This is a genomic window from Mesorhizobium sp. M0968, from assembly GCF_040319065.1.
Lineage (GTDB): Bacteria > Pseudomonadota > Alphaproteobacteria > Rhizobiales > Rhizobiaceae > Mesorhizobium.
Map to the genome: position 1 here is coordinate 192,617 of NZ_JAMYNL010000009.1, position 22,653 is coordinate 215,269.

The 22,653-nt window shown below is 63.0% G+C and carries 26 protein-coding genes; 13 read left to right on the forward strand and 13 right to left on the reverse strand.

Annotation, left to right across the window (positions count from 1 at the left end; translation table 11 throughout):
- Positions 1-218: 218 nt before the first annotated feature.
- Positions 219-1,547 (reverse strand): tRNA uridine-5-carboxymethylaminomethyl(34) synthesis GTPase MnmE, encoded by a 1,329-nt coding sequence (gene mnmE, locus NKH67_RS18555; protein ID WP_352474001.1) that lies wholly within the window; start codon positions 1,545-1,547, stop codon positions 219-221.
- Positions 1,548-1,607: 60 nt separating this feature from the next.
- Between mnmE and NKH67_RS18560 the strand changes: the two genes are divergently transcribed.
- A complete protein-coding gene (locus tag NKH67_RS18560; protein ID WP_353031446.1) occupies positions 1,608-3,626 on the forward strand; it encodes a thioredoxin domain-containing protein in 2,019 nt (672 codons plus the stop codon).
- Between the two features lie 49 nt (positions 3,627-3,675).
- Here NKH67_RS18560 and rho read toward each other — a convergent pair whose 3' ends face one another.
- The 3 genes from rho to hemE all read right to left on the reverse strand — a co-directional run bounded on the left by rho (position 3,676) and on the right by hemE (position 6,684).
- Positions 3,676-4,941 carry a transcription termination factor Rho gene (gene rho / locus NKH67_RS18565; RefSeq protein ID WP_023675925.1) on the reverse strand — a complete coding sequence of 422 codons (1,266 nt, stop codon included), beginning with the start codon at positions 4,939-4,941 and terminating at the stop codon, positions 3,676-3,678.
- Between the two features lie 166 nt (positions 4,942-5,107).
- A complete protein-coding gene (gene hemJ, locus NKH67_RS18570; protein ID WP_502893764.1) occupies positions 5,108-5,653 on the reverse strand; it encodes a protoporphyrinogen oxidase HemJ in 546 nt (181 codons plus the stop codon).
- A gap of 2 nt (positions 5,654-5,655) precedes the next feature.
- Positions 5,656-6,684: a uroporphyrinogen decarboxylase gene (gene hemE / locus NKH67_RS18575; protein WP_352473998.1), complete on the reverse strand. Its 1,029-nt coding sequence runs from the start codon at positions 6,682-6,684 to the stop codon at positions 5,656-5,658.
- A gap of 401 nt (positions 6,685-7,085) precedes the next feature.
- Between hemE and NKH67_RS18580 the strand changes: the two genes are divergently transcribed.
- The 5 genes from NKH67_RS18580 to dnaQ all read left to right on the forward strand — a co-directional run bounded on the left by NKH67_RS18580 (position 7,086) and on the right by dnaQ (position 10,911).
- Positions 7,086-7,904, forward strand: coding sequence for a pyruvate, water dikinase regulatory protein (locus NKH67_RS18580; RefSeq protein WP_254817949.1), 819 nt, complete (start codon positions 7,086-7,088; stop codon positions 7,902-7,904).
- 164 nt (positions 7,905-8,068) lie between these two features.
- A complete protein-coding gene (locus tag NKH67_RS18585) occupies positions 8,069-8,668 on the forward strand; it encodes a Maf-like protein (protein ID WP_352473997.1) in 600 nt (199 codons plus the stop codon).
- Positions 8,661-9,503, forward strand: a complete 843-nt coding sequence (locus NKH67_RS18590) for a shikimate dehydrogenase (RefSeq protein ID WP_352473996.1) — start codon at positions 8,661-8,663, stop codon at positions 9,501-9,503. The genes NKH67_RS18585 and NKH67_RS18590 overlap by 8 nt, the downstream gene beginning before the upstream one ends.
- On the forward strand, positions 9,500-10,102 hold the full coding sequence (gene coaE / locus NKH67_RS18595) for a dephospho-CoA kinase (RefSeq protein ID WP_352473995.1): 603 nt from the start codon (positions 9,500-9,502) through the stop codon (positions 10,100-10,102). Before NKH67_RS18590 ends, coaE begins: the two co-directional genes overlap by 4 nt.
- A gap of 86 nt (positions 10,103-10,188) precedes the next feature.
- Entirely contained in the window at positions 10,189-10,911 is a 723-nt protein-coding gene (gene dnaQ / locus NKH67_RS18600; RefSeq protein WP_352473994.1) for a DNA polymerase III subunit epsilon, read from the forward strand.
- Positions 10,912-11,165: 254 nt separating this feature from the next.
- Here dnaQ and secB read toward each other — a convergent pair whose 3' ends face one another.
- Complete coding sequence (gene secB, locus NKH67_RS18605; protein ID WP_023675917.1) at positions 11,166-11,666, reverse strand: protein-export chaperone SecB; 501 nt, start codon at positions 11,664-11,666, stop codon at positions 11,166-11,168.
- Between the two features lie 113 nt (positions 11,667-11,779).
- Positions 11,780-12,271, reverse strand: coding sequence for an FxsA family protein (locus NKH67_RS18610; RefSeq protein ID WP_023675916.1), 492 nt, complete (start codon positions 12,269-12,271; stop codon positions 11,780-11,782).
- A 199-nt stretch (positions 12,272-12,470) separates the two neighbouring features.
- On the opposite strand from NKH67_RS18610, the gene NKH67_RS18615 reads away from it, so the two are divergent.
- Genes NKH67_RS18615 through NKH67_RS18630 form a run of 4 tightly spaced genes read left to right on the forward strand, consistent with a single transcriptional unit; the run spans position 12,471 to position 15,263 of the window.
- The gene (locus tag NKH67_RS18615) at positions 12,471-13,178 is read left to right on the forward strand and encodes a Tim44/TimA family putative adaptor protein (RefSeq protein WP_352697412.1); all 708 of its coding nucleotides are present in this window, start codon (positions 12,471-12,473) and stop codon (positions 13,176-13,178) included.
- A 23-nt stretch (positions 13,179-13,201) separates the two neighbouring features.
- A complete protein-coding gene (gene mltA / locus NKH67_RS18620) occupies positions 13,202-14,308 on the forward strand; it encodes a murein transglycosylase A (protein WP_352500824.1) in 1,107 nt (368 codons plus the stop codon).
- Positions 14,305-14,841, forward strand: a complete 537-nt coding sequence (locus NKH67_RS18625; protein ID WP_353031449.1) for a Smr/MutS family protein — start codon at positions 14,305-14,307, stop codon at positions 14,839-14,841. The genes mltA and NKH67_RS18625 overlap by 4 nt, the downstream gene beginning before the upstream one ends.
- 53 nt (positions 14,842-14,894) lie before the next feature.
- Positions 14,895-15,263: a helix-turn-helix domain-containing protein gene (locus tag NKH67_RS18630; RefSeq protein WP_352473989.1), complete on the forward strand. Its 369-nt coding sequence runs from the start codon at positions 14,895-14,897 to the stop codon at positions 15,261-15,263.
- Positions 15,264-15,290: 27 nt separating this feature from the next.
- Here NKH67_RS18630 and NKH67_RS18635 read toward each other — a convergent pair whose 3' ends face one another.
- The 3 genes from NKH67_RS18635 to NKH67_RS18645 form a co-directional block, all read right to left on the reverse strand.
- Positions 15,291-15,908, reverse strand: coding sequence for a transglutaminase-like cysteine peptidase (locus NKH67_RS18635; RefSeq protein ID WP_352473987.1), 618 nt, complete (start codon positions 15,906-15,908; stop codon positions 15,291-15,293).
- Positions 15,909-16,120: 212 nt separating this feature from the next.
- Positions 16,121-17,398, reverse strand: a complete 1,278-nt coding sequence (locus tag NKH67_RS18640) for a polyhydroxyalkanoate depolymerase (protein ID WP_352473986.1) — start codon at positions 17,396-17,398, stop codon at positions 16,121-16,123.
- A 256-nt stretch (positions 17,399-17,654) separates the two neighbouring features.
- Positions 17,655-18,014, reverse strand: a complete 360-nt coding sequence (locus NKH67_RS18645; protein ID WP_352473985.1) for a septal ring lytic transglycosylase RlpA family protein — start codon at positions 18,012-18,014, stop codon at positions 17,655-17,657.
- Positions 18,015-18,319: 305 nt separating this feature from the next.
- On the opposite strand from NKH67_RS18645, the gene NKH67_RS18650 reads away from it, so the two are divergent.
- Positions 18,320-18,505: a hypothetical protein gene (locus tag NKH67_RS18650; protein WP_352473983.1), complete on the forward strand. Its 186-nt coding sequence runs from the start codon at positions 18,320-18,322 to the stop codon at positions 18,503-18,505.
- A 44-nt stretch (positions 18,506-18,549) separates the two neighbouring features.
- Here NKH67_RS18650 and NKH67_RS18655 read toward each other — a convergent pair whose 3' ends face one another.
- From NKH67_RS18655 to tauA, 4 genes are all read right to left on the reverse strand, one after another.
- Positions 18,550-18,738 (reverse strand): hypothetical protein, encoded by a 189-nt coding sequence (locus NKH67_RS18655; RefSeq protein ID WP_352473982.1) that lies wholly within the window; start codon positions 18,736-18,738, stop codon positions 18,550-18,552.
- 19 nt (positions 18,739-18,757) lie between these two features.
- Positions 18,758-19,621 carry an ABC transporter permease subunit gene (locus NKH67_RS18660; protein ID WP_352473980.1) on the reverse strand — a complete coding sequence of 288 codons (864 nt, stop codon included), beginning with the start codon at positions 19,619-19,621 and terminating at the stop codon, positions 18,758-18,760.
- Positions 19,618-20,391: a taurine ABC transporter ATP-binding protein gene (locus NKH67_RS18665; protein WP_352473979.1), complete on the reverse strand. Its 774-nt coding sequence runs from the start codon at positions 20,389-20,391 to the stop codon at positions 19,618-19,620. The genes NKH67_RS18660 and NKH67_RS18665 overlap by 4 nt, the downstream gene beginning before the upstream one ends.
- 108 nt (positions 20,392-20,499) lie before the next feature.
- Positions 20,500-21,513 carry a taurine ABC transporter substrate-binding protein gene (gene tauA, locus NKH67_RS18670; RefSeq protein WP_352473978.1) on the reverse strand — a complete coding sequence of 338 codons (1,014 nt, stop codon included), beginning with the start codon at positions 21,511-21,513 and terminating at the stop codon, positions 20,500-20,502.
- A 338-nt stretch (positions 21,514-21,851) separates the two neighbouring features.
- Here tauA and NKH67_RS18675 point away from each other — a divergent pair, with 338 nt between their 5' ends.
- Both NKH67_RS18675 and NKH67_RS18680 read left to right on the forward strand, forming a co-directional pair.
- Positions 21,852-22,043: a hypothetical protein gene (locus NKH67_RS18675; protein WP_352458582.1), complete on the forward strand. Its 192-nt coding sequence runs from the start codon at positions 21,852-21,854 to the stop codon at positions 22,041-22,043.
- Positions 22,044-22,190: 147 nt separating this feature from the next.
- Positions 22,191-22,643, forward strand: a complete 453-nt coding sequence (locus tag NKH67_RS18680; protein ID WP_023675902.1) for an RrF2 family transcriptional regulator — start codon at positions 22,191-22,193, stop codon at positions 22,641-22,643.
- Positions 22,644-22,653: the final 10 nt, after the last annotated feature.

Below are 22,653 nucleotides of genomic sequence, written 5' to 3' on the forward strand. Positions count from 1 at the left end.
CAGCGCCAAGACGGTTGAGGGGTGCTGGACGAAGTGCGGTTTTGCCAAGCTGGAACACCCCTCATCCGACCGAGCTTCGCTCGGCCACCTTCTCCCACAAGGGGAGAAGGGGAGACGCTACGAGCGGGATCGTTTCACGTGAAACAATCCCCCTATTCCTGGGCCCGTGTTTCACGTGAATCACCCCGGTGTGGCCCTTCCCCTATGTTTCACGTGAGTCATTTGCCGATACAAAACTGCGAAAAAATAACATCGAGCATGTCCTCGACATCGACCGCACCGACGATTCGTCCAAGCCGATCCGCCGCCAGGCGCAGTTCCTCGGCCCGTAGCTCCTGCCCGCGATCACCACTGGCCACTGCTGCGAGCAGGAAGCGTTTCGTCTCGTTGAGCAGCTCGACGTGCCGCAGCCGCGACGGCAGGATATCGCCGGCCTTGCCGATCTGGACTGCGGCACGACGCCCGATCTCGTCCAGCAGTTCGGCCAGACCCGTGCCGTCCCGCGTCGAGATAGCGAAATCATAGTGCACCGCAGGCGAGGGCGATTTACCCCCCAGCAGGTCAATTTTTGTTCCAACCCTCAGCGCCTGAATGTCGCCCGGCGGCACACCGATCGCGATTGGCTCCGCCAGATCCTCAAGCAGCAACAGCAGATCGGCGCTGTGCGCCTTGGTCCTGGCCTTCTCGATGCCGATCGCCTCTATCTTGCCGGGCGCCTCGCGCAGACCGGCGGTGTCGGTTACCCTGACCCGCACCCCTTCCAGGTCCAGTACCACCTCGAGCAGGTCGCGGGTCGTGCCCGGCTCGTCGGTGACGATGGCCGCTTCGCGCCGCGCCAAGGCGTTGAACAGGCTGGACTTGCCGGCATTCGGTGCGCCGAGGATTACCACTTCGAACCCGTCGCGGATGATCTCGGCAGCCCGGAAGCCTGCGACATGGCGCTCGATTTCGTCGATCACGGCCTGAACATCCGACCAGACTGTGTCGGCGACCGAGCCCGGCACGTCGTCCTCGTCGGCAAAATCGATCTCGGCCTCGATCATCGCGCGGGCGTGGATCAGCCGTCGGCGCCAGCCCAGATAGAGTTCGCTCTGCACGCCTTGGGCGTTGTGAACGGCAAAGCGCCGCTGCGCCTCCGTTTCGGCGTTGATGAGATCGGCCAGCGCCTCGGTTTCGACCAGATCGAGCTTGCCGTTGAGAAAGGCGCGGCGGGTGAATTCGCCAGGCTCGGCATGCCTGACGCCGTCGAAGGAGGCGATCGTTTCCAGCATCCTCGCCACAACGGCGCGCCCGCCATGCACATGGAGCTCTGCAACGTCCTCGCCGGTAAAACTGTCGGGGCCAGCAAAGAAGACGACTAGGCCGCTGTCCAGCACCGATCCGTCGGGCGCCCGGAACTTGCGATAGGTGGCAACACGGTTTGGCACAGTCGATCCGGAAATCGTTTCGACTACGAATCGACTCTGCGGCCCGGAAATGCGTATCACCGCAATGCCGGCCGGCAGGCGCCCGCTCGACAGCGCCACGATGGAGTCTTTTGAAATCATTTGCCCGCTCTGCCGAAGCGCCCTAGCTATGCCCTGTTCAATCCGCCATCGAGTAGCGCCGTGACCTTGCCTGCACAAAACCTGCTTGCCGAAGAGGCCAGCCCCTATCTGCAGCAGCACAGCGGCAATCCAGTGCACTGGCGGCCATGGTCGCCCGCCGCTCTGGCCGAAGCAAAGGTGCTGCAGCGTCCGATCCTGCTCTCTGTCGGCTACGCCGCGTGCCATTGGTGCCACGTCATGGCGCATGAGAGCTTCGAGAACGACGACGTCGCCGCCGTCATGAACCGTCTCTTCGTCAATATCAAGGTCGACCGCGAGGAGCGCCCCGACATCGACCAGATCTACATGGCGGCGCTGTCCTCGATGGGCGAGCAGGGCGGCTGGCCGCTGACCATGTTCCTGACGCCGGAGGGCAAGCCGTTCTGGGGCGGCACTTACTTTCCGCGCGAAGCCCGCTACGGCCGGCCGGGTTTCGTCCAGGTGCTGGAGGCGGTTGACAAGGCTTGGCGGGAGAAGAAAGAAAGCGTTAACCAGAGTGCCGACGGCCTGACCACGCATGTCGAGACGCGGCTGGCGGGCAGCCATGGCAAGGCCGTGCTCGACCGCGGCATGCTGGCGAACCTCGCCAATGGCATTGACGGCATGATCGACCGCGATTTGGGCGGTCTGCGCGGCGCGCCGAAATTCCCCAACGCGCCGTTCATGCAGAGCCTCTGGCTGTCCTGGCTGCGCGACGGCACCGCATCGCACCGCGACGCCGTTCTCCTCAGCCTCGAAAAGATGCTGGCCGGCGGCATCTATGACCATATTGGCGGCGGACTCAGCCGCTACTCGACCGACGCCGAATGGCTGGTCCCGCATTTCGAAAAAATGCTCTACGACAATGCCCAGCTCATCCGCTTGTGCAATTGGGCCTACGCGTCAACCGGCAAGGAATTGTTCCGGCTGCGAATCGAAGAGACGATTGCCTGGCTGTTCCGCGAAATGCGAGTCGAGGGCGATGCCTTCGCCGCCAGCCTTGATGCCGATAGCGAGGGCGAGGAGGGGTTGTTCTACACCTGGAGCAGGGATGAGCTAGAAGCAGCCTTTGGCTACGATTCAGCATTGTTTTTCAAATACTTCACGCTTGCCGATCCGCATGGTTGGGAAGGCAAGCCGATCATTTGCCAGACTGATGCTCAACAGGCGCAGAGCGTCGTCGATCGTGACCTTCTGGTTCCGCTCAAGCAAAGGCTGCTGGCAGCGAGGGAACAGCGCGTGCGGCCCGGGCGTGACGGCAAGGCCCTGACCGACTGGAACGGCTTGATGATCGCAGCCCTTGCCGAGGCCGGACGGTCGCTTGGCCGATCCGACTGGATCGAAGCGGCGGCAACGGCCTTTGCCGCGATTGCGGCTGCCGGACGTGACGGCCGCCTGCCGCATTCGATGCTCGGCGCAAAGAAGCTGTTTCCGGCTCTGTCGAGCGACTATGCCGCCATGGCCAACGCCGCCATCTCACTGTTCGAGGCGACCGGCAATCCCGACTACATCGATCGCGCCGGGAACTTCATTGAGCAACTCGATCTTTGGCACCGGGACAGCGACAAGACCGGCTATTATCTGACCGCGTCCGACAGCGCGGATGTGCCGATCCGCATCCGCGGCGATGTCGACGAAGCCATTCCTTCCGCTACCGGCCAGATCATCGAGGCTCTGGTCCGATTGTCGTCGCTTTCGGGCGATCTCGATCTCTGGGAAAAAGCCTGGACAGTCGCAGAGCACGCGGGCGGGCGGGCGGAGCACCAGGGCTATGGCCAGGCGGGTATAGTCAATGCCTGTGCCTTGGCGCTTGAACCGCTGAAGCTGGTGATCGTGGATAGACCCGAGACTCTAAGGCTTGTTCCGGTTGCGAATCGAAATCCAGACCCGCGCCGGGTGGACATCGTCGTGCCTGTTGGCTCGGCGACAAATCTGCCGGCCTTGCCAGGCGGCGTCCTGCCGCCAACGGCCGAGCCCGGCGCCTGGCTCTGCACGGGGCAGGTCTGCCTGCCGGTGATAACCGACGCTGAGGAACTCGAGCGGCAGTTGCGCCGTCGATAGGTCGAGGTGCACAGAACCGGAACGCCGGCGGGACAGCGCCTTGCCCCCTTTACGTATTCATCGAATCGAAGAAATCCGCGTTGGTCTTGGTCTGCTTGAGCTTGTCGATCAGGAACTCGATGGCGTCGGTCGTTCCCATCGGTGCCAGGATGCGGCGCAGCACGAAGATCTTCTGCAGGTCCTGGCGCGGAACCAGCAGGTCTTCCTTGCGGGTGCCGGATTTGAGGATGTCCATGGCCGGATAGATGCGCTTGTCCGCCACCTTGCGGTCGAGCACGATTTCCGAATTGCCGGTGCCCTTGAACTCTTCGAAGATGACCTCGTCCATGCGGCTGCCGGTATCGATCAGCGCCGTGGCGATGATGGTCAGCGAGCCGCCTTCCTCGATGTTGCGGGCAGCACCGAAGAAGCGCTTCGGCCGCTGCAGCGCGTTGGCGTCGACACCACCGGTCAGCACCTTGCCGGATGACGGCACGACGGTGTTGTAGGCGCGGCCGAGGCGGGTGATCGAATCCAGCAGGATGACGACGTCACGGCCGTGCTCGACCAGGCGCTTGGCCTTCTCGATGACCATTTCGGCAACCTGGACGTGGCGCACCGCCGGCTCGTCGAAGGTCGAGGACACCACCTCGCCCTTCACCGAGCGCTGCATGTCGGTGACTTCCTCCGGCCGCTCGTCGATCAGAAGCACGATCAAATAGCATTCCGGATGGTTGGTGGTGATCGAATGGGCGATGTTCTGCAGCAGCACCGTCTTGCCGGTGCGCGGCTGCGCCACGATCAGGGCGCGCTGGCCCTTGCCGAGCGGCGCCACCAGGTCGATGACGCGCGCCGAAATGTCCTTCGAGGTCGGAACCTCCATCTCCATCTTCAGCCGCGAGGTCGGATAAAGCGGCGTCAGATTGTCGAAATGGATCTTGTGGCGGATTTTTTCCGGGTCGTCGAAATTGATCGTGTTGACCTTGAGCAGCGCGAAATAGCGCTCGCCCTCTTTCGGGCTGCGGATCGGCCCTTCGACCGTATCGCCGGTCTTCAGCGAGAACCGCCGGATCTGCGACGGTGAAATATAGATGTCGTCGGGACCCGGCAGATAGTTGGCATTGGCGGAGCGCAGGAAGCCAAAGCCGTCCTGCAGCACTTCGACGACGCCGTCGCCGATGATCTCGATATCCTGGGTCGCCAGCCTCTTCAGGATCGCGAACATCAGCTCCTGCTTGCGCATGACGCTGGCATTCTCGACTTCGAGCGATTCCGCATAAGCGATCAGCTCTGGCGGTTTCTTGTTCTTGAACTCTGTGAGCTTCATTTCTTGCATCATTAGACGGACTCTGAGTAAGCTTTGGGAAAAATATCGGCGGGATGCGACAAATGCCGGGCGCGGCCGAAGCGACAAATGGGCGGCGCATGACGGGAAGGAAGACCCGTCTTTTATCGTCGGTCGGTTGAAAGAGCAAGCCGCCTTTTGCGGGCAACCGAAGACGTCAGAACGGTTTCACGATTACCAGGACGACGATGACGATCATCAGCAATGTAGGGATCTCATTGACGATCCGCCAGTGCCTTGCCGATTTTTCATTGCGGTCTTCGGCAAATTTGCGGACGGCGCCGGCGAGATAGCCATGCACGGCCGACAGGCCCACCACCGCAGCGATCTTGGCATGCAGCCAGCCGCCTTGAAAACCAAAGCCTTTCCAGGCGAGCCACAGGCCGAATGCCCAGGTGATCACCATTGCCGGATTGATGATGCCGCGCAGCAGGCGGCGCTCCATCACCTTGAAAGTCTCCGACTGGACGGAGCCTTTTTCGGCATCGGCATGATAGACCAGCAAGCGCGGCAGATAGAGCATGCCAGCCATCCAGGAGATGACGGCAATCACATGGATCGCCTTCGCCCAGGGATAGAAATCATCGGGCCCGAACAGCAACAGCAGCCCGGCCAGCACCAGGAAAATGACGATCGCGATTGCCGCGCGGCGCATCGCGCCCTTACCGGTGTTGGTGCCGTTCGCATTGTCCGCGCCCATCATCGTCACGATGCGCTCCGCACCAGCTTGACCATCCGCTCGACATGAGCGAGCGGCGTCTCGGGCGTGATGCCGTGGCCGAGATTGAAGATCAGCGGCCCGTCGCCCAGCGCCTTCAGGATCGCCCCCACGCCGTCGTCAAGCGCCTTGCCGCCGGCTACAAGCCTCAGCGGATCGAGATTGCCCTGCACGGCGCCGTCACGCTGCAATTCCTTCGCGCTCGACAAGGACACGGTCCAGTCGAGGCCCAGCCCGGTCACGCCGGTCTTCTGGCGATAGCTTCGATAGTGATCTCCCGCGCCCTTGGGAAAGCCGATGATCGGAACATTGGGATGGACAGCCTTCACTTGCCGGACGATCGAGGCCACCGGCTCGACGCAGAACAATTCGAAAGACGCTTCGTCGAGCACGCCTGACCACGAATCGAAGATCTGCACCACGTCGGCGCCGGCCTCGACCTGGCGGATCAGATAGGCAGCCGAATGATCGGCCAGCACCTTCAGTAGCCTAAGAAACGCCGTCGGTTCGCGATAGCCGAACAGCCTGGCCGGCGCCTGGTCGTGCGTACCGTGGCCGGCAATCATGTAGGTCGCCACCGTCCACGGCGCACCGCAGAAGCCGATCAGCGTCGTTTCATCAGGCAGTCTGGCGCGCAACCGCCGCACCGTCTCGTAGACCGGCTCGAGATTCACGTGAAACGTTTCGCCGTCGAGAGCCGCAATTTCCGCAGCCGTGATCGGCGTCAGCAGCGGGCCGCGTCCTTCCTCGAAGCGCACGTCGCGGCCAAGCGCATGCGGCACGACAAGAATATCGGAAAACAGGATCGATGCATCGAAGCCGAAGCGTTCGATCGGCTGCAGCGTCACTTCGACGGCGAGATCCGGGTCGTAGCAAAGATCGAGGAAGGATCCGGCCCGTCTCCTCGTCTCCCGGTATTCCGGCAGATAGCGGCCGGCCTGGCGCATCATCCAGAGCGGCGGCGGAAACGCCGCCTTGCCTCTCAACACGTCCAGCACGATCCGGTCTTGAGGCATTGAGCGCTCGCCTTTCCAGGCTTCCCTATAATTAAATATTCTATTTTTAGGAATCTTATGATTCTAAGAGTCTGTTGGTTGTGGTGGTTGTCTCCTGTCCCGCTTTGCCCTCGAAAAGACCAGCCAGCATATTGTCGCGCGCTTCTCCAACGGGATTGCAGGACTTTGTGGAAAGTCGGGAATTTACGACTGGAGTCAATGCGTTGCCGCCAGGCCAGGGAAATTGCCCCTGTGGATGAAGCGAAGGCAAAAAGCTCCGTCCCCGGACTTGTCCCCAACCGCCCGGAGAAGCCGACAGCACATCGAATTGTGGACAAACCGCCATCTGATACAGTCGCTTTGCGGTGGCCGAGTTTCCCGCCCGGCTTATCCACATCGGCCCACAGCCTGGAATGTATCCTGTGAACAAACCGCAGAGCTTCTTTCACCTTCACCTGATTTCCGACGCCACCGGCGAAACGCTGCTGGCCGCCGGCCGCGCGGCTTCCGCGCAATACAAGGACGCGCGCGCCATCGAACATATCTACCCGCTCATCCGCACCGAAAAGCAGGTGACGAAGGTGTTCGAGGATATCGAGGAGGAGCCGGGCATCATCCTCTATACGGTGGTCGACCAGAAGCTTGCCCGCGGCATCGACGAACGCTGCGCGGCCATGGGCCTGCCTTGCGTCTCGGTGCTGGAACCGGTGCTGACGGTGTTCCAGTCCTATCTCGGCACGCCGGCCGGCCGCCGCGTCGGTGCCCAGCATGTGCTGGACGCCGAATATTTCCGCCGCATCGACGCGCTCAACTTCACCATGGAGCATGACGATGGCCAGCTGCCGGCCAATATGGATGATGCCGACATCGTGCTCGTCGGCATCTCCCGCACCTCGAAGACGCCGACCAGCATCTATCTCGCCAATCGCGGCATCAAGACCGCCAACATCCCGATCGTGCTCGGCGTTCCGGTGCCCGAAAGCCTGGTCAATGCCACGAGGCCGCTGATCGTCGGCCTGGTCGCCACCGCCGAACGGATCTCGCAGGTCCGGCAGAACCGCATTCTCGGCACCAGCGCCTACGAACCGACCGACTATGTCGACCGCGCCGCGATCGCCGAAGAGCTCGCCTATGCCCGCCAGATATGCACGCGGCACGGCTGGCCGATGATCGACGTCAGCCGCCGTTCGATCGAGGAGACGGCGGCGGCCATCGTTGCCCTGCGCGGCAAGACGCGGTAGGGCGTGTGATATTCAGGTGATGCCGGCCTGCAAACGGCGGTTTCCTGCGCTTCCGGTGCTCACGTACGAAAAGTACGCTCCGCTCCGGTTCTCGGAAGCCACCGTTTTCGGCTCGGCCTGACCTGAATCTCGACACACCCTAGTGTCAGGAACCGGGTGAAAAAATGGCTGAAAAAATCATCCTTGCCTCGGGCAGCCCGTTCCGCAAGGCGCTGCTCGTCAATGCCGGCGTCACTGTCGAAGCGGTTCCGGCCTCTGTCGATGAGCGCGCGCTCGAGGCGCCGCTGCAGAATACTGGCGTGTCGCCGGAGGACGTCGCCCTGGTGCTCGCCGAAGCCAAGGCCACCGACGTCAGTGAGCGCAAGCCCGGCGCCCTGGTGCTCGGCTGCGACCAGACGCTGTCGCTCGGCGACGAGCTGTTCCACAAGCCGGCCGACATGGAAGGGGCGCGCCGTCATCTGCTGGCGCTGTCGGGCAAGACGCATCATCTCAACAGCGCCGTCGTGCTCGGCCGTGACGGCCAGGTTCTGTGGCGGCATGTCGGCATCGCCAGCCTGACCATGCGCAAGCTCGATCCGGCCTTCATCGGCCGCCATCTGGCGCGCGTCGGCGCCAAAGCGTTGTCCAGCGTCGGCGCTTACCAGATCGAAGGCGAAGGCATCCAGCTGTTCGAAAAAATCGAAGGCGACTATTTTACTATTGTCGGCTTGCCACTTTTGCCGGTGCTGGCCAAGCTGCGTGAGTTCGGGGCGATCGATGGCTGAGGCCCCGAAAAAAGCCTTCGTCACCGGCCACCCGATCGCGCATTCCAGGTCTCCGAAGATCCACGGCCACTGGCTGGCGAAATACGGCATCGACGGCGTCTACGAGGCCATCGACGTTGCACCGGAGGCCTTTGCCGAATTCCTGCAGACGCTGCAGGCACAAGGCTATCGCGGCGGCAACGTCACCATCCCGCACAAGGAAGCCGCCTTCGCTTTGGCCAAGCGGCGTGACGCCGACGCCGAACAGATCGGTGCGGTCAATACACTGTGGTTCGAGAATGGCGAATTGTGCGGCGGCAACACCGATGCCCATGGCTTTGCCGCCAATCTGGACGAATATGCACCGGGCTGGGCGGCCAACGGCCCCGCCGTGGTGCTCGGTGCCGGCGGCGCCGCTCGCGCGGTCATCCATGCGCTGAAGCAGCGCGGCGTCAGCGACATCCGCATCGTCAACCGGACGCTTGCGAGGGCGCAGGAGCTGCGCGACCGCTTCGGTGCCGGCGTTTCCGCCCACAACCTCGCGGCGACCGGCGAATTGCTCGAAGATGCCGGCCTGCTGGTCAACACGACAGCGCTCGGCATGCATGGCAATGAAGGCCTGTCCGCGGATCCAGGCAGACTGCCGGACCGCGCCATCGTCACCGACATCGTCTACGTGCCGCTGGAGACGCCGCTGCTTGCTACCGCCAAAGCGCGCGGCCTGAGAACCGTCGATGGGCTCGGCATGCTGCTGCACCAGGCGGTGCCCGGCTTCGAGCGGTGGTTCGGCATCAGGCCAGAAGTCACCGCCGAACTGCGGCAAATAATTACTGCCGATATCGGCGCGATAAAATGATCGTGCTCGGCCTCACCGGATCGATCGGCATGGGCAAATCGACCGCGGCCAAGATGTTCGCCGAGGCCGGCGTGCCGGTCCATGATTCCGACGAGGCGGTGCATCGCCTTTATGCCGGCAAGGCCGCGCCCTTGGTCGAGGCGGCCTTTCCCGGCACCACCCGATCCGGTGCGGTCGACCGCGCGGCACTGGCGGAGCGGGTGCTCGGCGACGCCGCCGCGCTGAAACGGCTGGAAGCGATCATCCATCCGCTGGTCCGTGCCGACGCCGATGCCTTCCTGGCTGAACATCGTGCCGCCGGCGCGCCGCTTGCCGTGCTCGATATACCGCTGCTGTTCGAGACCGGCGGCCGCAACCGCGTCGACAAGGTCGTGGTCGTCACCGCGCCGCCCGAAGTCCAGCGCGCCCGCGTGCTGGCGCGGCCGGGCATGAACGAGGAGAAACTGGCGTCGATCCTGGCCAGGCAGGTTCCCGACACCGAAAAGCGCCGGCGCGCCGACTTTGTCATCGACACCGGTCAGGGCTTTGACGCCACTCGCGCGGCCGTCAAGGCCATCATCGCCGAACTAGTCGTGGATAAGGCAGCCAGGCCTGGTTAAGAGGCTTGCAGACCCACATTACTTGTTGCCATTTTGTTCCTGGTGTGATTCGGTTAGAATGATGCCGGCACCAGTGGACTGATTCGATGCGTGAGATCATCTTCGATACGGAAACCACCGGCCTCGACACGCGCGAGGACCGCGTCATCGAGCTTGGCGGCGTCGAGCTGGTCAACCGCTTCCCGACCGGCCGAACCTTCCACAAATACATCAACCCGCAAGGCCGCCAGATCCATCACGAGGCGCAGGCCGTGCACGGCATCAGCGCCGCCGATCTTCAGGGCAAGCCGACTTTCATGGAGATCGCCGAGGAGTTTCTGGCCTTCATCGACGGCGCCAAACTGGTCGCGCACAATGCCGGCTTCGACATCGGCTTCCTCAATCTCGAATTCGGCCGGCTTGGCCATCCGGCCATCGATCCGGGACGGATCGTCGACACGCTGGCGCTGGCGCGCCGCAAGCATCCGATGGGCCCCAATTCGCTCGACGCGCTCTGCCGCCGCTACGGCATCGACAACGGCCGCCGCACCAAGCACGGCGCGCTGCTCGATTCGGAATTGCTGGCCGAGGTCTATATCGAGCTCATCGGCGGCAAGCAGGCAAGCCTTATCCTCGACAGCATCCTGACTCCGGCGGGCGGCAGGCAGAATGTCGACGACATCGATATTTCGATCGGTGTGCGGCCGATCGCCTTGCCGTCGCGCCTGACCGATGCCGAGCGCGCAGCACACGCAGGCATGGTTGGCAGCCTCGGCGAAAAAGCGCTGTGGCTGCGCGTCCCCCCGGAAGCGAGTTCCGCGGCACAGTGATTTTGACCGGAGTGATCCTTCGCGCCCCCCTCTGTCCTGCCGGACATCTCCCCCTCAAGGGGGGAGATTGGCAGACCCAGCGTCTCGCTCATTCCTGCGGCGATGAAGGATTGGCGAAGGCTGACGTGAAGTCCGATCTCCCCCCTTGAGGGGGAGATGGCCGGCAGGCCAGAGGGGGGTACTGCCCCGCCGGCGTCTCAAACAAAAAACCCGGCTTCGCGCCGGGTTTTTCAAACGCTGCGAGCTAACCAGCTTCAGCTCACCTTGACCTTGGCGGCAGCCTGGTCCTCGGCCAACTTCTGCTGGAACATCTGCGCGAAATCGATCGGGTCTAGCATCAGCGGCGGGAAGCCCCCGTTGCGTGTTGCCTCGGCGATGATCTGCCGGGCGAACGGGAACAGCAGCCGCGGGCATTCGATGAACAGGATCGGCAGCATGTGCTCCTGCGGGAAGCCGCTGATGGAGAAGACGCCGCCATAGACCAGCTCGACGTTGAACAGCACTTCCTGGTCGAACGACGCTTTTGCGTTCAGCGTCAAATTGACGTCGAACTGCTTGTCCGAAAGCGGGTTGGCGTTGACGTTGACATTGATGGCGATGCCGGGAGCCTTGTCGCGGCCGCGCAACGAGTTCGGTGCGCCGGGGCTTTCGAAGGACAGGTCCTTCACATATTGCGCAAGCACGTTGAGCGAAGGCTGCGCCGCATTTCCATTACCGTTGGCTGCGCCGGTCGGCGCGTCGTCGTTGCTGGCCATAAGCTGTGGTCCTTTTGCCTGGGCAGCGTTGCTGACCGGATTGAAATTCGGGCGTTCGCTATCATGGCCGGCCCGACAAGACAAGTTTGCAAAAGACGCCGGTTGCCTTGCAGCTACTCGTCCTTGAGGCGGCGCCAGGGAGAACCCGGCCCGCGCGTATGGTCGTCGGCCCGCGAATAGTCGCCGTCGTCGAGATCGATGGTCTTGCCGCGTTGCCTTGCCCGCAAACCACTGCTGAAATCGGTTGCCAGCACGATGCGGCCTTTCAGCATCCGCCAGGCAAGATCGCGCACCGGCGGCAGGAACAGCAGAAGGCCGAAAATATCCGAGATGAAGCCGGGGATGATCAAAAGGATCGCTGCCAGCACGATCATGGCGCCATGCGCAAGCTGGCCGCTCGGATCACGCCCGGCATCCATTTCGGCACGGACCCTGGCCATGACGCCAAAACCCTGGTGCCGCAGCAGCAGGGCGCCGGCGACACTCGAGGCCAGCACCAAGCCGACTGTCGCCAGCGCGCCGACCTGGCGGCCGACAATAACGAAACCGGCTATCTCCAGCAGCGGAAGCGCGAGAATGAACAGGGGAAGCAGCGAAATACGCAAATCTTGACCGATCGTTTTCGATGTTTTGCCGGCCGGCGAGCAATCGCCGCTGGCACCAGAGCTGTTAGATAGGTATGGCTGCCTTTGATTTGAATGATTGCGCCATGCGTTCTATATGCTTTGGATACTGAACGCTATGTGATCGCGGCCCTTGCTTGGCCGCTGGTCCGGCCAAAGCAGGGATTGATTGGCGCAAGATATGGGCTTCTTCGACTTCGGCACGATTTTCTTTCTGATTGCGGCGGTGGTGATCTTCTTCCAGCTGCGCAACGTGCTTGGCCGACGCACGGGCAACGAGCGCCCACCCTTCGATCCATATACGGCAGCGCGCAAAAACGACAAGGATGCCGCCCAGAAACCCGAGAACGTGGTCTCGCTGCCGCGCAAGCGCCTGGCGGGAGAGCCGGCGGCCGATGCCTATGTGGCGATCGATGCCTTTGCCAAGCCGGACACCGATCTCAATCGGGGCCTGCGGGCGATCAAGGACAATGATCCGACCTTCGATCCGAAGACCTTCGTCGACGGCGCCAAGATGGCCTCCGAGATGATCGTCATGGCCTACGCCGATGGCGACCGTAAAACGCTGAAGAACCTTTTGTCGCGCGAGGTCTATGACGGCTTCGTCGCGGCCATCGGCGACCGCGAGGCGAAGGCCGAAAAGATCCAGTCCTCCTTCGTCGGCATCGACAAGGCCGACATCGTTTCGGCCGAGATGAAGGGCAGCGAGGCGCACATCACGCTGCGCATCGTCAGCGAACTGATTTCGGCGACCCGCGACAAGGCCGGCGCCGTCATCGACGGCGATCCCGAAACCGTCGCCGAGGTCAAGGATGTCTGGACCTTCGCTCGTGACGCGCGCTCGCGCGATCCGAACTGGAAGCTCGTCGCCACCGAAGAAGAAGACTGAACTGGACGGCGGCGGAGGCTGTCGTGTCGCTTTCTCGAGCCTTCAGCGAAAAATCCTTTGGCGAATTGCCGGGCTGGGGCGAGGACGACCATCTCCCTGCCTTTGACGCCTTTCGCCGGTCGGCCTTTCATATCCTGACCAAATCCTACCGCTCCGGCGCGCTCGGCGTCGATTACAATGGCTTTGCCGACGCCTATGCCGAAGCGCGCACCGTTTCGCCGGCGAATCGGTTGCAGGCCCGAAGCTTTTTCGAGCGCCATTTCGTTCCGGCCCGTATCGATGCCGAAGATGGTGGCCCCGGCCTGGTCACCGGCTTTTATGAGCCGGAGGTCGAAGCCTCGCCGGTGCGAACGGAGCAGTTTCCGGTGCCATTGCTGGCCCGCCCGGCCGACCTTGTCGACATCGACGACGGCAATCGTCCTTCCGGCATGGATCCTTATCTCGCCTTCGCACGTGCGGCGCCGAACGGCCCGGTCGAATATTTCGACCGCGGCGAGATCGAACGCGGCGCGCTTGCCGGAAAAAGGCTGGAAATCGCCTGGCTCGCCGACAAGGTCGACGCCTTCTTCATTCACGTGCAGGGCGCGGCACGCCTCAAGATGACCGACGGCAGGCTTCGCCGCATCACCTATGCCGCCAAATCCGGCCAGCGCTTTACCGGACCGGGCAAGATCTTGAGCGAGGAAGGCGAGATCCCGCTGGAGAAAGTGACGATGCAGTCGATCCGTGCCTGGTTCAAGGCGCATCCGGAACGCGTCGACGAGATCCTTTGGCGCAACCGCTCCTACATCTTCTTCCGCGAGATGGGCGTCGACGACCCAGAGCTCGGCCCGATCGCTGCCGCCAAGGTGGCGCTGACCCCCGGCCGCTCGATCGCCGTCGACCGACTGCTGCACACGTTCGGCACGCCCTTCCATATCGATGCGCCGTCGCTGACCGCTTTCGACGGAAAACCGTTCCGGCGGCTGATGATCGCGCAGGACACCGGCTCGGCGATCACCGGGCCGGCCCGCGGCGATCTGTTTGCCGGGTCGGGCGATGCTGCCGGCGAGATCGCCGGCGTTATCCGCAACGCCGCAGATTTTTATGCGCTGATCCCCCGGCCGCTGGTTTCAGGAGCAGGCCGATGACCCGGCGCATCGACAGGCTGAGCGAGGACGACCGGGTGCTGTGGAACCTGGTGGCGCACACGGCAAAACCGGTGAAGGGCAGAACCGCCGTCGAAATTCCGCACGTCGGGCCGGAGATCGACGAGACCAGGCAGGCGCCGCCGCCGGCACAGGTCGCGGGCAATGCTGCCACGGCTGCAAAGCCGAAGGCGCAGCATGTCTCCCACGCACTCGACGAACCGACGCTGGACAAGCTGTCGAAGGGCCGGCTGCCGATCGAGGGCCGCGTCGACCTGCATGGCCTGACGCAGGACGAAGCCTATTCGCTGCTGTTTTCCTTTCTGCACCGGGCGCATGCCGGCGGCATCCGCTACGTCCTGGTGATCACCGGCAAGGGCTCTTCGTCGGGCGGCGATGGCGTCTTGCGGCGCGCCGTGCCGTCATGGCTGTCGACACCCGCCTTCCGGCCCCTCGTCTCCAGCCACGACCATGCCGCCCGCAAACATGGCGGCTCGGGTGCGCTCTATATCCGCTTGCGGCGGGCGCGCTCATGAGGACACGCCGATGAGGGACGCACCTATGAGGATGCACCCATGAAGGTGCACTTGTGACCCCGTTCGGCGAAAAGCTTCGCGTGCTGCGAAACGAGCGCGGCGTCAGCCAGAAGGACATGGCCAAGGCGATCGGCGTCAGCGCAGCCTATCTCTCGGCGCTGGAACACGGCCGCCGCGGTGCGCCGAGCTGGACGCTGATCCAGAAGATCATCGGCTATTTCAACATCATCTGGGACGACGCCGAGGAACTGGCGCGGCTGGCCGAAACCTCGCATCCGCGTGTCAAGCTCGACACGTCGGGCCTTAGCCCGGCGGCGACCGAGCTTGCCAATCTCCTGGCCGACAACATCGAAAAGCTCGACGAAGCCGAGCTTCGCCGCATCATTGCGTCGCTCCGCGCCGCACTGGCACGACCGAAATGAGCTGCCTTGTTACTGGACAGAGCCGAGTTACTGGACAGAGCCGACCAGCACCTGCTGGCCGCCGCGGATCGACACCCAGCGGCCGGTATTGTCGATCGCCTGCCGCTTGAGGAAACGATAGCCGGTCTGATCCCAGGAACGGACCTGGTCGGTCAGATTGTCGAGGATGTAGTCGCCCTTGTCGGTGCGCACCGTCAGCACGGCGTGGCCTTCGCCATCCGGCTTGCGCACGACGGTCATCAGCAGATCGGAAAACGAGACGCCCAGCCGATTCAGCTCACGGCGCTTTTCCAGGACATAGTCCTCGCAATCGCCGACGCCCTTGTCGGGATAGGCCCAGACCTCGTCCTTGCCGTAGATGTCGAAGTCGCTCTCCGGCTTGACGGCGGCGTTGACCCTTGTCGTGACGCTGAGCAGCTTGCGCCACAGCGAGCCGGTCAGGCTGGCGGGCGACAGATCCTTCGGGCGGATCGAACATTCGGACGCGTAGCTCTTGCAGAAATCATAATGGCCGATCGGCTGCGAGGTCGGGCCACCTGTTATCATCGGGCTGGCTGCCGAGGCCGAACCGGCCCAACCTGCCGCCACAGTAAGTCCGGCCAGCGCACACAGGCGCAGCGTTCTCGCCATTGGTGAGGAAATCATTGTCCCCGCTTGTCCCTTGTTGTTAACGAAACGTTAAGGGGTATTTACAGTCCGTGTCAATTATGAGGATGGATTGATTTTTGCGGCATGGTTACCCGCGTGGCGCCAACGCGACTATTGTGCAACAGGTCGACCGGCCGCACGGCCCCGCCAACCGATGATTTTGGCATTGACCGACCTGATGCGGATTGACAGGCATCATCACTGGTCGCCTATTTCTTGCCGGTCCTGACCAGCTTGGGCTTGACCGCAACACGGTTCTGACGGCCGTAGCTGGTAATGAAGTCGACGATGCGCGGCACGATTTCGGAGCGGAAGCGCGAGCCGTTGAACACACCATAATGGCCGACCGCCGGCTGCATGTAATGGGCGTGCCTGTCGGCCGGGATGTTGATGCACAGGTCGTGCGCAGCCTTGGTCTGGCCGAGGCCGGAGATGTCGTCGTTCTCGCCCTCGACCGTGAACAGGGCGACATTGCGGATCGCCGAAGGGTCGACCGCCACGCCGCGATGCGTCATCGTGCCCTTGGGCAAGGCCTGGCGGACAAACACGGTGTCGACGGTCTGCAGGTAGAATTCCGCCGTCAGATCCATCACCGCCAGATATTCATCGTAGAACTCGCGGTGCTTCTCGGCATTGTCGCCGTCATGCTTCACCAGATGCATGAAAAAGTCCTTGTGGGCGATGATGTGGCGGTCGAGGTTCATGCTCATGAACCCCGAAAGCTGCAGGAAGCCAGGATAGACCTCGCGGCCGAAGCCCGGCACCGGCCAGGGCGCGCGCATGATGACGTTGTCGCGGAACCAGTCGATGCCCTTTTCTTGCGCCAGCAGATTGACCGCCGTCGGATTGCGGCGCGTGTCGATCGGCCCGCCCATCAGCGTCATCGTCGAGGGCACGAACGGATCACCCTTGGCTTCCATCAGTGCCGCCGCCGCCAGCACCGGCACCGAAGGCTGGCACACCGCCATCACATGGGTGTCGGGACCCAGCGCATGCAGCATGTCGACGATGTAGTCGATATAGTCGTCAAGATCGAAGCTGCCGTCGGCCAGCGGCACCATGCGGGCGTCGACCCAGTCGGTGATATGCACGTCGGCATAGGGCAGCATCGCCTCAACCGTACCGCGCAGCAGCGTCGCGTAGTGGCCCGACATCGGCGCGACGATCAACAGCTTCGGATCCGGCCGGCGCCCAGCAGGAACCGCCCGCTCGAAACGGACCAGGTTGCAGAACGGCCGCGACCAGACGGTATGTTCGCTGACCTCGACGGTTTTCCAGTCGACCACGGTCTTGGTCAGGCCGAATTGCGGCTTGCCGTAGCGGCGCGTCGTGCGCTCGAACAGTTCGGCCGTTGCCGCAACCGAGCGACCCCAGGACGTGTGTGAGACCGGATTGAGCGGATTGGAGTAGAACAGGCGCACCGCATCGGCATAGAGGCGCGCCGGCTGCAAGGCGGCGTGGTTCAGTTCGTAGAGCTGGTAGAACATCGAGAACCCCGCTGCCGACTGCGATCGAAGGGCCGACGAGCAGCGCCGAGCCTTGAATGCCTTTGCGGGGAAGTTAGCAACAATCTGCTGCGATGCAATACGTCAACTTGCGTGATTTAGGCTCGTTCTTTCGTCCAAGGCGTTGAGAATCCGCCTGGAACGGCAACAGCCGGCTCAATGTGCACCTGCGAAGGCCTGGCAGGCAGCACGGCTATTGGCGACGAGCGTCGAAGGCGGTGTCCGGCCGTCGCGGCCGTTAGACCCGTGCCATGCAGACAGCCGTATGGCCCGAGCTGATGAAGCCAAGCTGACTGGCGGCGCCCTTCGACAGATCGAGCATCCGCCCCTTGATGAACGGGCCGCGGTCGTTGATGCGCACGACGACACTGCGGCCATTGTTGCGATTGGTCACCTTCAGCTTGGTGCCGAACGGCAGGCTGCGATGCGCGGCGGTCAGCGCCGACGGGTTCATGCGTTCGCCGGAAGCGGTTCTGGAATGCAGTGAGTACCAGGACGCACGGCCGCACTGAGCGGCGGCGCTGGCAGTGGATGCGCCGACCATCAGGCCAGCCGCGATCGTGGCCGCGACAAGCGCGGTCTGGTTGCTTTTGTTCATGTGTTGGGGACTGGCTCCGTTGACAGACCCGCAGCGGTTAGGGACGAATGAGGCAGCAAATGCGGCAATGATCTGTCGGTTCCATGGCAATGTTACACGTTTGGAGTCGACGCGAAACAATTTGTCAGAGATTTCCCGCAGCGCGGCACAGCTTCCTTGATGATCTTTTCACCGATCTCCGCATGTCTTGCGCAGGATCAGAGGTTAGCATCTAAGTAGAAGTTGGCGTGATTGGGCTGCTTCTTTTAGCTGTTCCATTTCGGCCGGAATGCGGCTGATGATCGACTTGGAAGGGAGTTCTAGCGATGAGATTGATCAAAAATCTGCTGGCCTTGATTGTGCTCGCCATCGGCGTGCTGTGGTCATTGCAAGGCATCGGTTGGGTCCAGGGCAGCTTCATGACCGGCCAGTCGCAATGGCTCTATGCCGGCATCGTGACCGCGCTGGTTGGCTTGGTCGGCCTGGCCTGGGCAAACCGCTCGCGTGGTTGAACAGCGCCCGCCGGAGCAGCACACAGCGGACCCGTGGCGGCCGCTCACCGCGACCAGTACTGCCAACCCCAGTAGAAACTTTCGTCGCGCGGCGGCAGGCGGTTGCGCTCGGCGTCCAGATGCACCGGCGTCGGCGTTTTGCGTTCGTCTTCAGGCGGCTGTTTGTCTCCGGCCTTGATCAGGCGGAGCCAATGGCCGAAATGCGCAAACAGTACAGCGGTGGAATGGGGCATCGTCACGTCTCCGGTCCGGTTACTCCCGCCCCGCCCACGGGACGAGAACCCGCTCGATCCTGCGGATGATGAATTCGAGGACGAAGGCAATGGCCGCGATCACCAGTATGCCCATCACCACCACGTCGGTGACGAGGAACTGGGCAGCGGACTGGATCATGAATCCGAGCCCGCGCGTCGCGGCCACCAGCTCGGCGGCGACCAGCGTCGACCAGCCGGCGCCAAGCGCGATGCGCAGACCGGTCAGGATCGAGGGCAGCGCGCTGGGCAGGATGACGTGCCTGATCACCTGGCGCTGCGTGGCGCCAAGCGAGCGCGCTGCATTGATGCGCTCCTGCGAGACGCCGCGAACACCCGATGCCGTCGACAGCGCAACCGGCGCCAGCATGGCAATGGCAATCACCAGGATCTTGGACGGCTCGCCAATGCCGAACCAGATAATGATCAGCGGCAGATAGGCGAGCGGCGGGATCGGCCGCAGGAATTCGAGCAGCGGATCGAAGATGCCGCGCCCGATCGTGCTGATGCCGATAGCCAGCCCGATGGGAACGCCGACGAAAACGGCCGCGACCAGCGCCGCAAACACCCGCCACAGGCTGGCGGCGATATGCTGGAGCAGCGTTGCGTCGACAAAGCCGTCACGGGCGACGACGACAAATTTGTTCCAGACTGCCACAGGCGACGGCAGGAAAACCGGCGACACCAATTGCAGGCGGGCCGATGCCGTCCACGCCGCCAGCATCATCAGAATGGTGATCGCGCTAACCACGCGGGCCGAAACGCGGCTGCGTCTCGGCCGCGGCCGCGACCATGGCACCGACAGCGCGTCGGCTCCGTCGTCGACCTTGCGCTGCGGCCGCTCGGTATAGGAGGTAACGGTCATGCTGCCTCCCCTTCGAAGATCGCGTCGGTCAGCTCGCCGCGCGCTGCGGCGAAGGCGGGATCGGCCTTGATGCTGCGAATGGCCTCGCCGGCTGCATAGCGCCGGCTGAAGCCGGTCTCGAAGCTCCACACCACCCGGCCAGGGCTGGGAGCGAGCACAATGATACGGGTTGCCAGCACCAGGGCTTCCTCGATGCCGTGCGTGACCATCAGCACGCCGACCTGGCTTGCCGTCCACAGATCGAGCAGCGTTGTCTGCATGCGTTCGCGTGTCAGCGCATCGAGCGCGCCCAGCGGCTCGTCGAGCAGCAGGAATTGCGGCTCGGCCGCCAGCGCCCGGGCCAGGCCGACCCGCTGGCGCATGCCGCCGGAAAGCTCCCAGATGCGCTTGTCGCCGGCGCCGTCGAGTTTCACCAGCGCCAGAAGGTCGTCGGCAGTCCGCGCCCGTTCCGCGGCCCTGACACCGCGCAGCCTGAGCGCAAAGGCGACATTTTCCCGCGCGGTCAGCCACGGAAACAGCGCGTCGTTCTGGAACACGACGGCGCGGTCAGAGCCTGGCGCCGTGATCGGCCGGCCGCCAATCGTGGCGCGTCCGCGCACAGGCTCGACCAGGCCCGCAGCGACGTTGAGCAACGAGGTCTTGCCGCAGCCGGAGCGGCCGACCAGGACAACGAAGTCATCCTTGGCGATCTCAATCGACACATTTTCGACCGCCGGCGCCGGCTGACCGTCATAGTGGACCGAGACCTTGTCGAGCACGAGATGCGTCATGGGAACCTCGCCGATATTCCGAATCTGTCTGCCCCGAAGCCGCTCCTCGCAAGCGGTTCGGGGCAGGGAGCACGCGGCGTCAGGGAAGGAGAACCGCGCGCGTTGGCGTCAGTTCGAGGCAAGCGCTTCGCTGACATATTTCGACGACACGTATTTCGAATAATCCGGCAGCACGGCGTCGATCTTGCCCTGCTCCTTGAGGAAGGCCGATGTCGCCTCGACCGCCTTGACCGTGCCGCCACGGAGGAACTTGTCCGAGGCTTGCTCCTCGAGCGTCGGGAAGACATAGCCCCTCAATAGTTGCGGCACGTCCTCCAGCTTGGCGCCGGTGATCGTGGCGATCTTGGCCGCTTGCGGCGACGTCACCGACCAGGCGTCCGGCTTGGCCAGGAACTCGGCATAGGCTGCGCCCGTTACTTTGACGAAGTCGCGCACCGCTTCCGGGTTCCTTTCGGCGAAGTCGGTGCGCACGATCCAGGCGTCGAAGGTCGGCGCGCCCCAGGCGGCGACCTGCGAGGAATCCAGCACGACCTTGCCCGAAGTCTTGATCTGGCCGAGTGCCGGATCCCAGACATAGGCGGCGTCGATGTCGCCGCGCGCCCATGCCGCCGCGATCTCCGGTGGCCGCAAATTGAGAATATCGATCGACTTCGGGTCGACACCCTCATGCTTCAGCGCGGCAAGCAGGCTGTAATGCGTCGTCGAAACGAAGGGCACCGCCACCTTCCTGCCGGCAAGGTCGGCGGCCTTCTCGATGCCGGCGCCGTTGCGGGCGACAAGGGCCTCGGATTCGCCGATCAGCCCGACAATGAAGATTGTCTGGATTGGAAGCTCGCGGCTCGCCGCCGCCGCCAGCGGGCTCGAACCGACATAGCCAATGTCGACCGATCCGGAAGCGATGGCGGCGATCACGTCGGCGCCGGAATCGAATTTCCGCCAGTCGATTGCCGCCTTGGTCGCGCTCTCATAGGCGCCGTCGGCCTGCGGCACCTTCGAGGGCTCGACGACCGTCTGGTAGCCGATAGTGATCTTGAGGTCCTGCGCATCGGCTGGGCCGAGAAAGGCGGCGCCAGCCAAGGCCGCCGAGGACAAGAGAACGATACGTCGCGAAATGGTGGACATGAAACGCTCCTTGGAAACGAGGAAAACCCGGATTGCGTTTCATAGTCATCTAACTCTATAGTTCTTGTAGAGTTAAATCCTTCCAATCGGTGCGGTCTTGTTAGAAAAAGTCATCTGGCTATGGCAGTTCGCGCGCTTCTGGGTGACGGCTCGGGTGAGAACCATCGTCCTTGCCCGGGAACCTCTTCCACGTCGTCCTCGCGCGCAACAAGGATTTTCCCGTTTTCGCCCTGCATCGGCAAATCCATACTGTGGATAGCCAAGAAATTGGAAACAAGTTCCCTGTGTTCGCGGTTAAGTCTAGTATCCTTATCGACATTGAAGGATTGGAGAGGACGATGAGCGACGCCACCCTCCTTGTTGCCGCGCGCGGCATGCTTTGGCCTTCAAATTCAGGGGCAGAAGCTGCTGTTGGTATTCTCGCCGATCGGGACATTCCTGCCGCCGGCCAGTTTGCCGGTGTGTCATTCGCGGTGGCTCCTGTGCTCGCAAGAGCACAAGCCCCGGCCAAAATGGCCATTGCGGCGTGAAAACGAAGCAAAATCAACGTTTCTCGGCTTGTATATCATGTCACTAGAATTTATCTGTAGTGACAGCTTGGACGCGGCGGGGAGGCACGCCAGGCGTTTCGCAACCGGTGGCCTTGCGCCATCGCATGACAGAGAAACGTGCGGGTTATGCTCACGAAAAAAGGTAAATACGGCCTCAAGGCGCTCGTCCATCTGGCGCGCCTGCCGGTTGGACAGCTCGCCTTCGTCAACGACATCGCCACAGGAAACAATATTCCGAAGAAGTTCCTCGATGCCATCCTTGGCGAATTGCGCAATGCCGGTTTCGTTCAGAGCCGCAAGGGCAAGGAAGGCGGCTACCGGCTGGCACGCCCAGCGGACGAGATCAAGGTCGGCCACGTCGTGCGCGTGCTCGACGGGCCGCTTGCCCCCATTCCTTGCGCCAGCCGCACCCAGTATCAGCGCTGCGAAGACTGCAACGAGGCGACATGCCAAGTCCGACACCTGATGCTGGAGGTCCGGCAGGCCATCGCCGAGGTGCTGGATCAGCGCAGCCTCGCGGAAATGCGCGACATCGCCGGCGACGAGGATTTTTCGGCGGCGTTGAAAATCCAGGCCTGAACCAATCTCT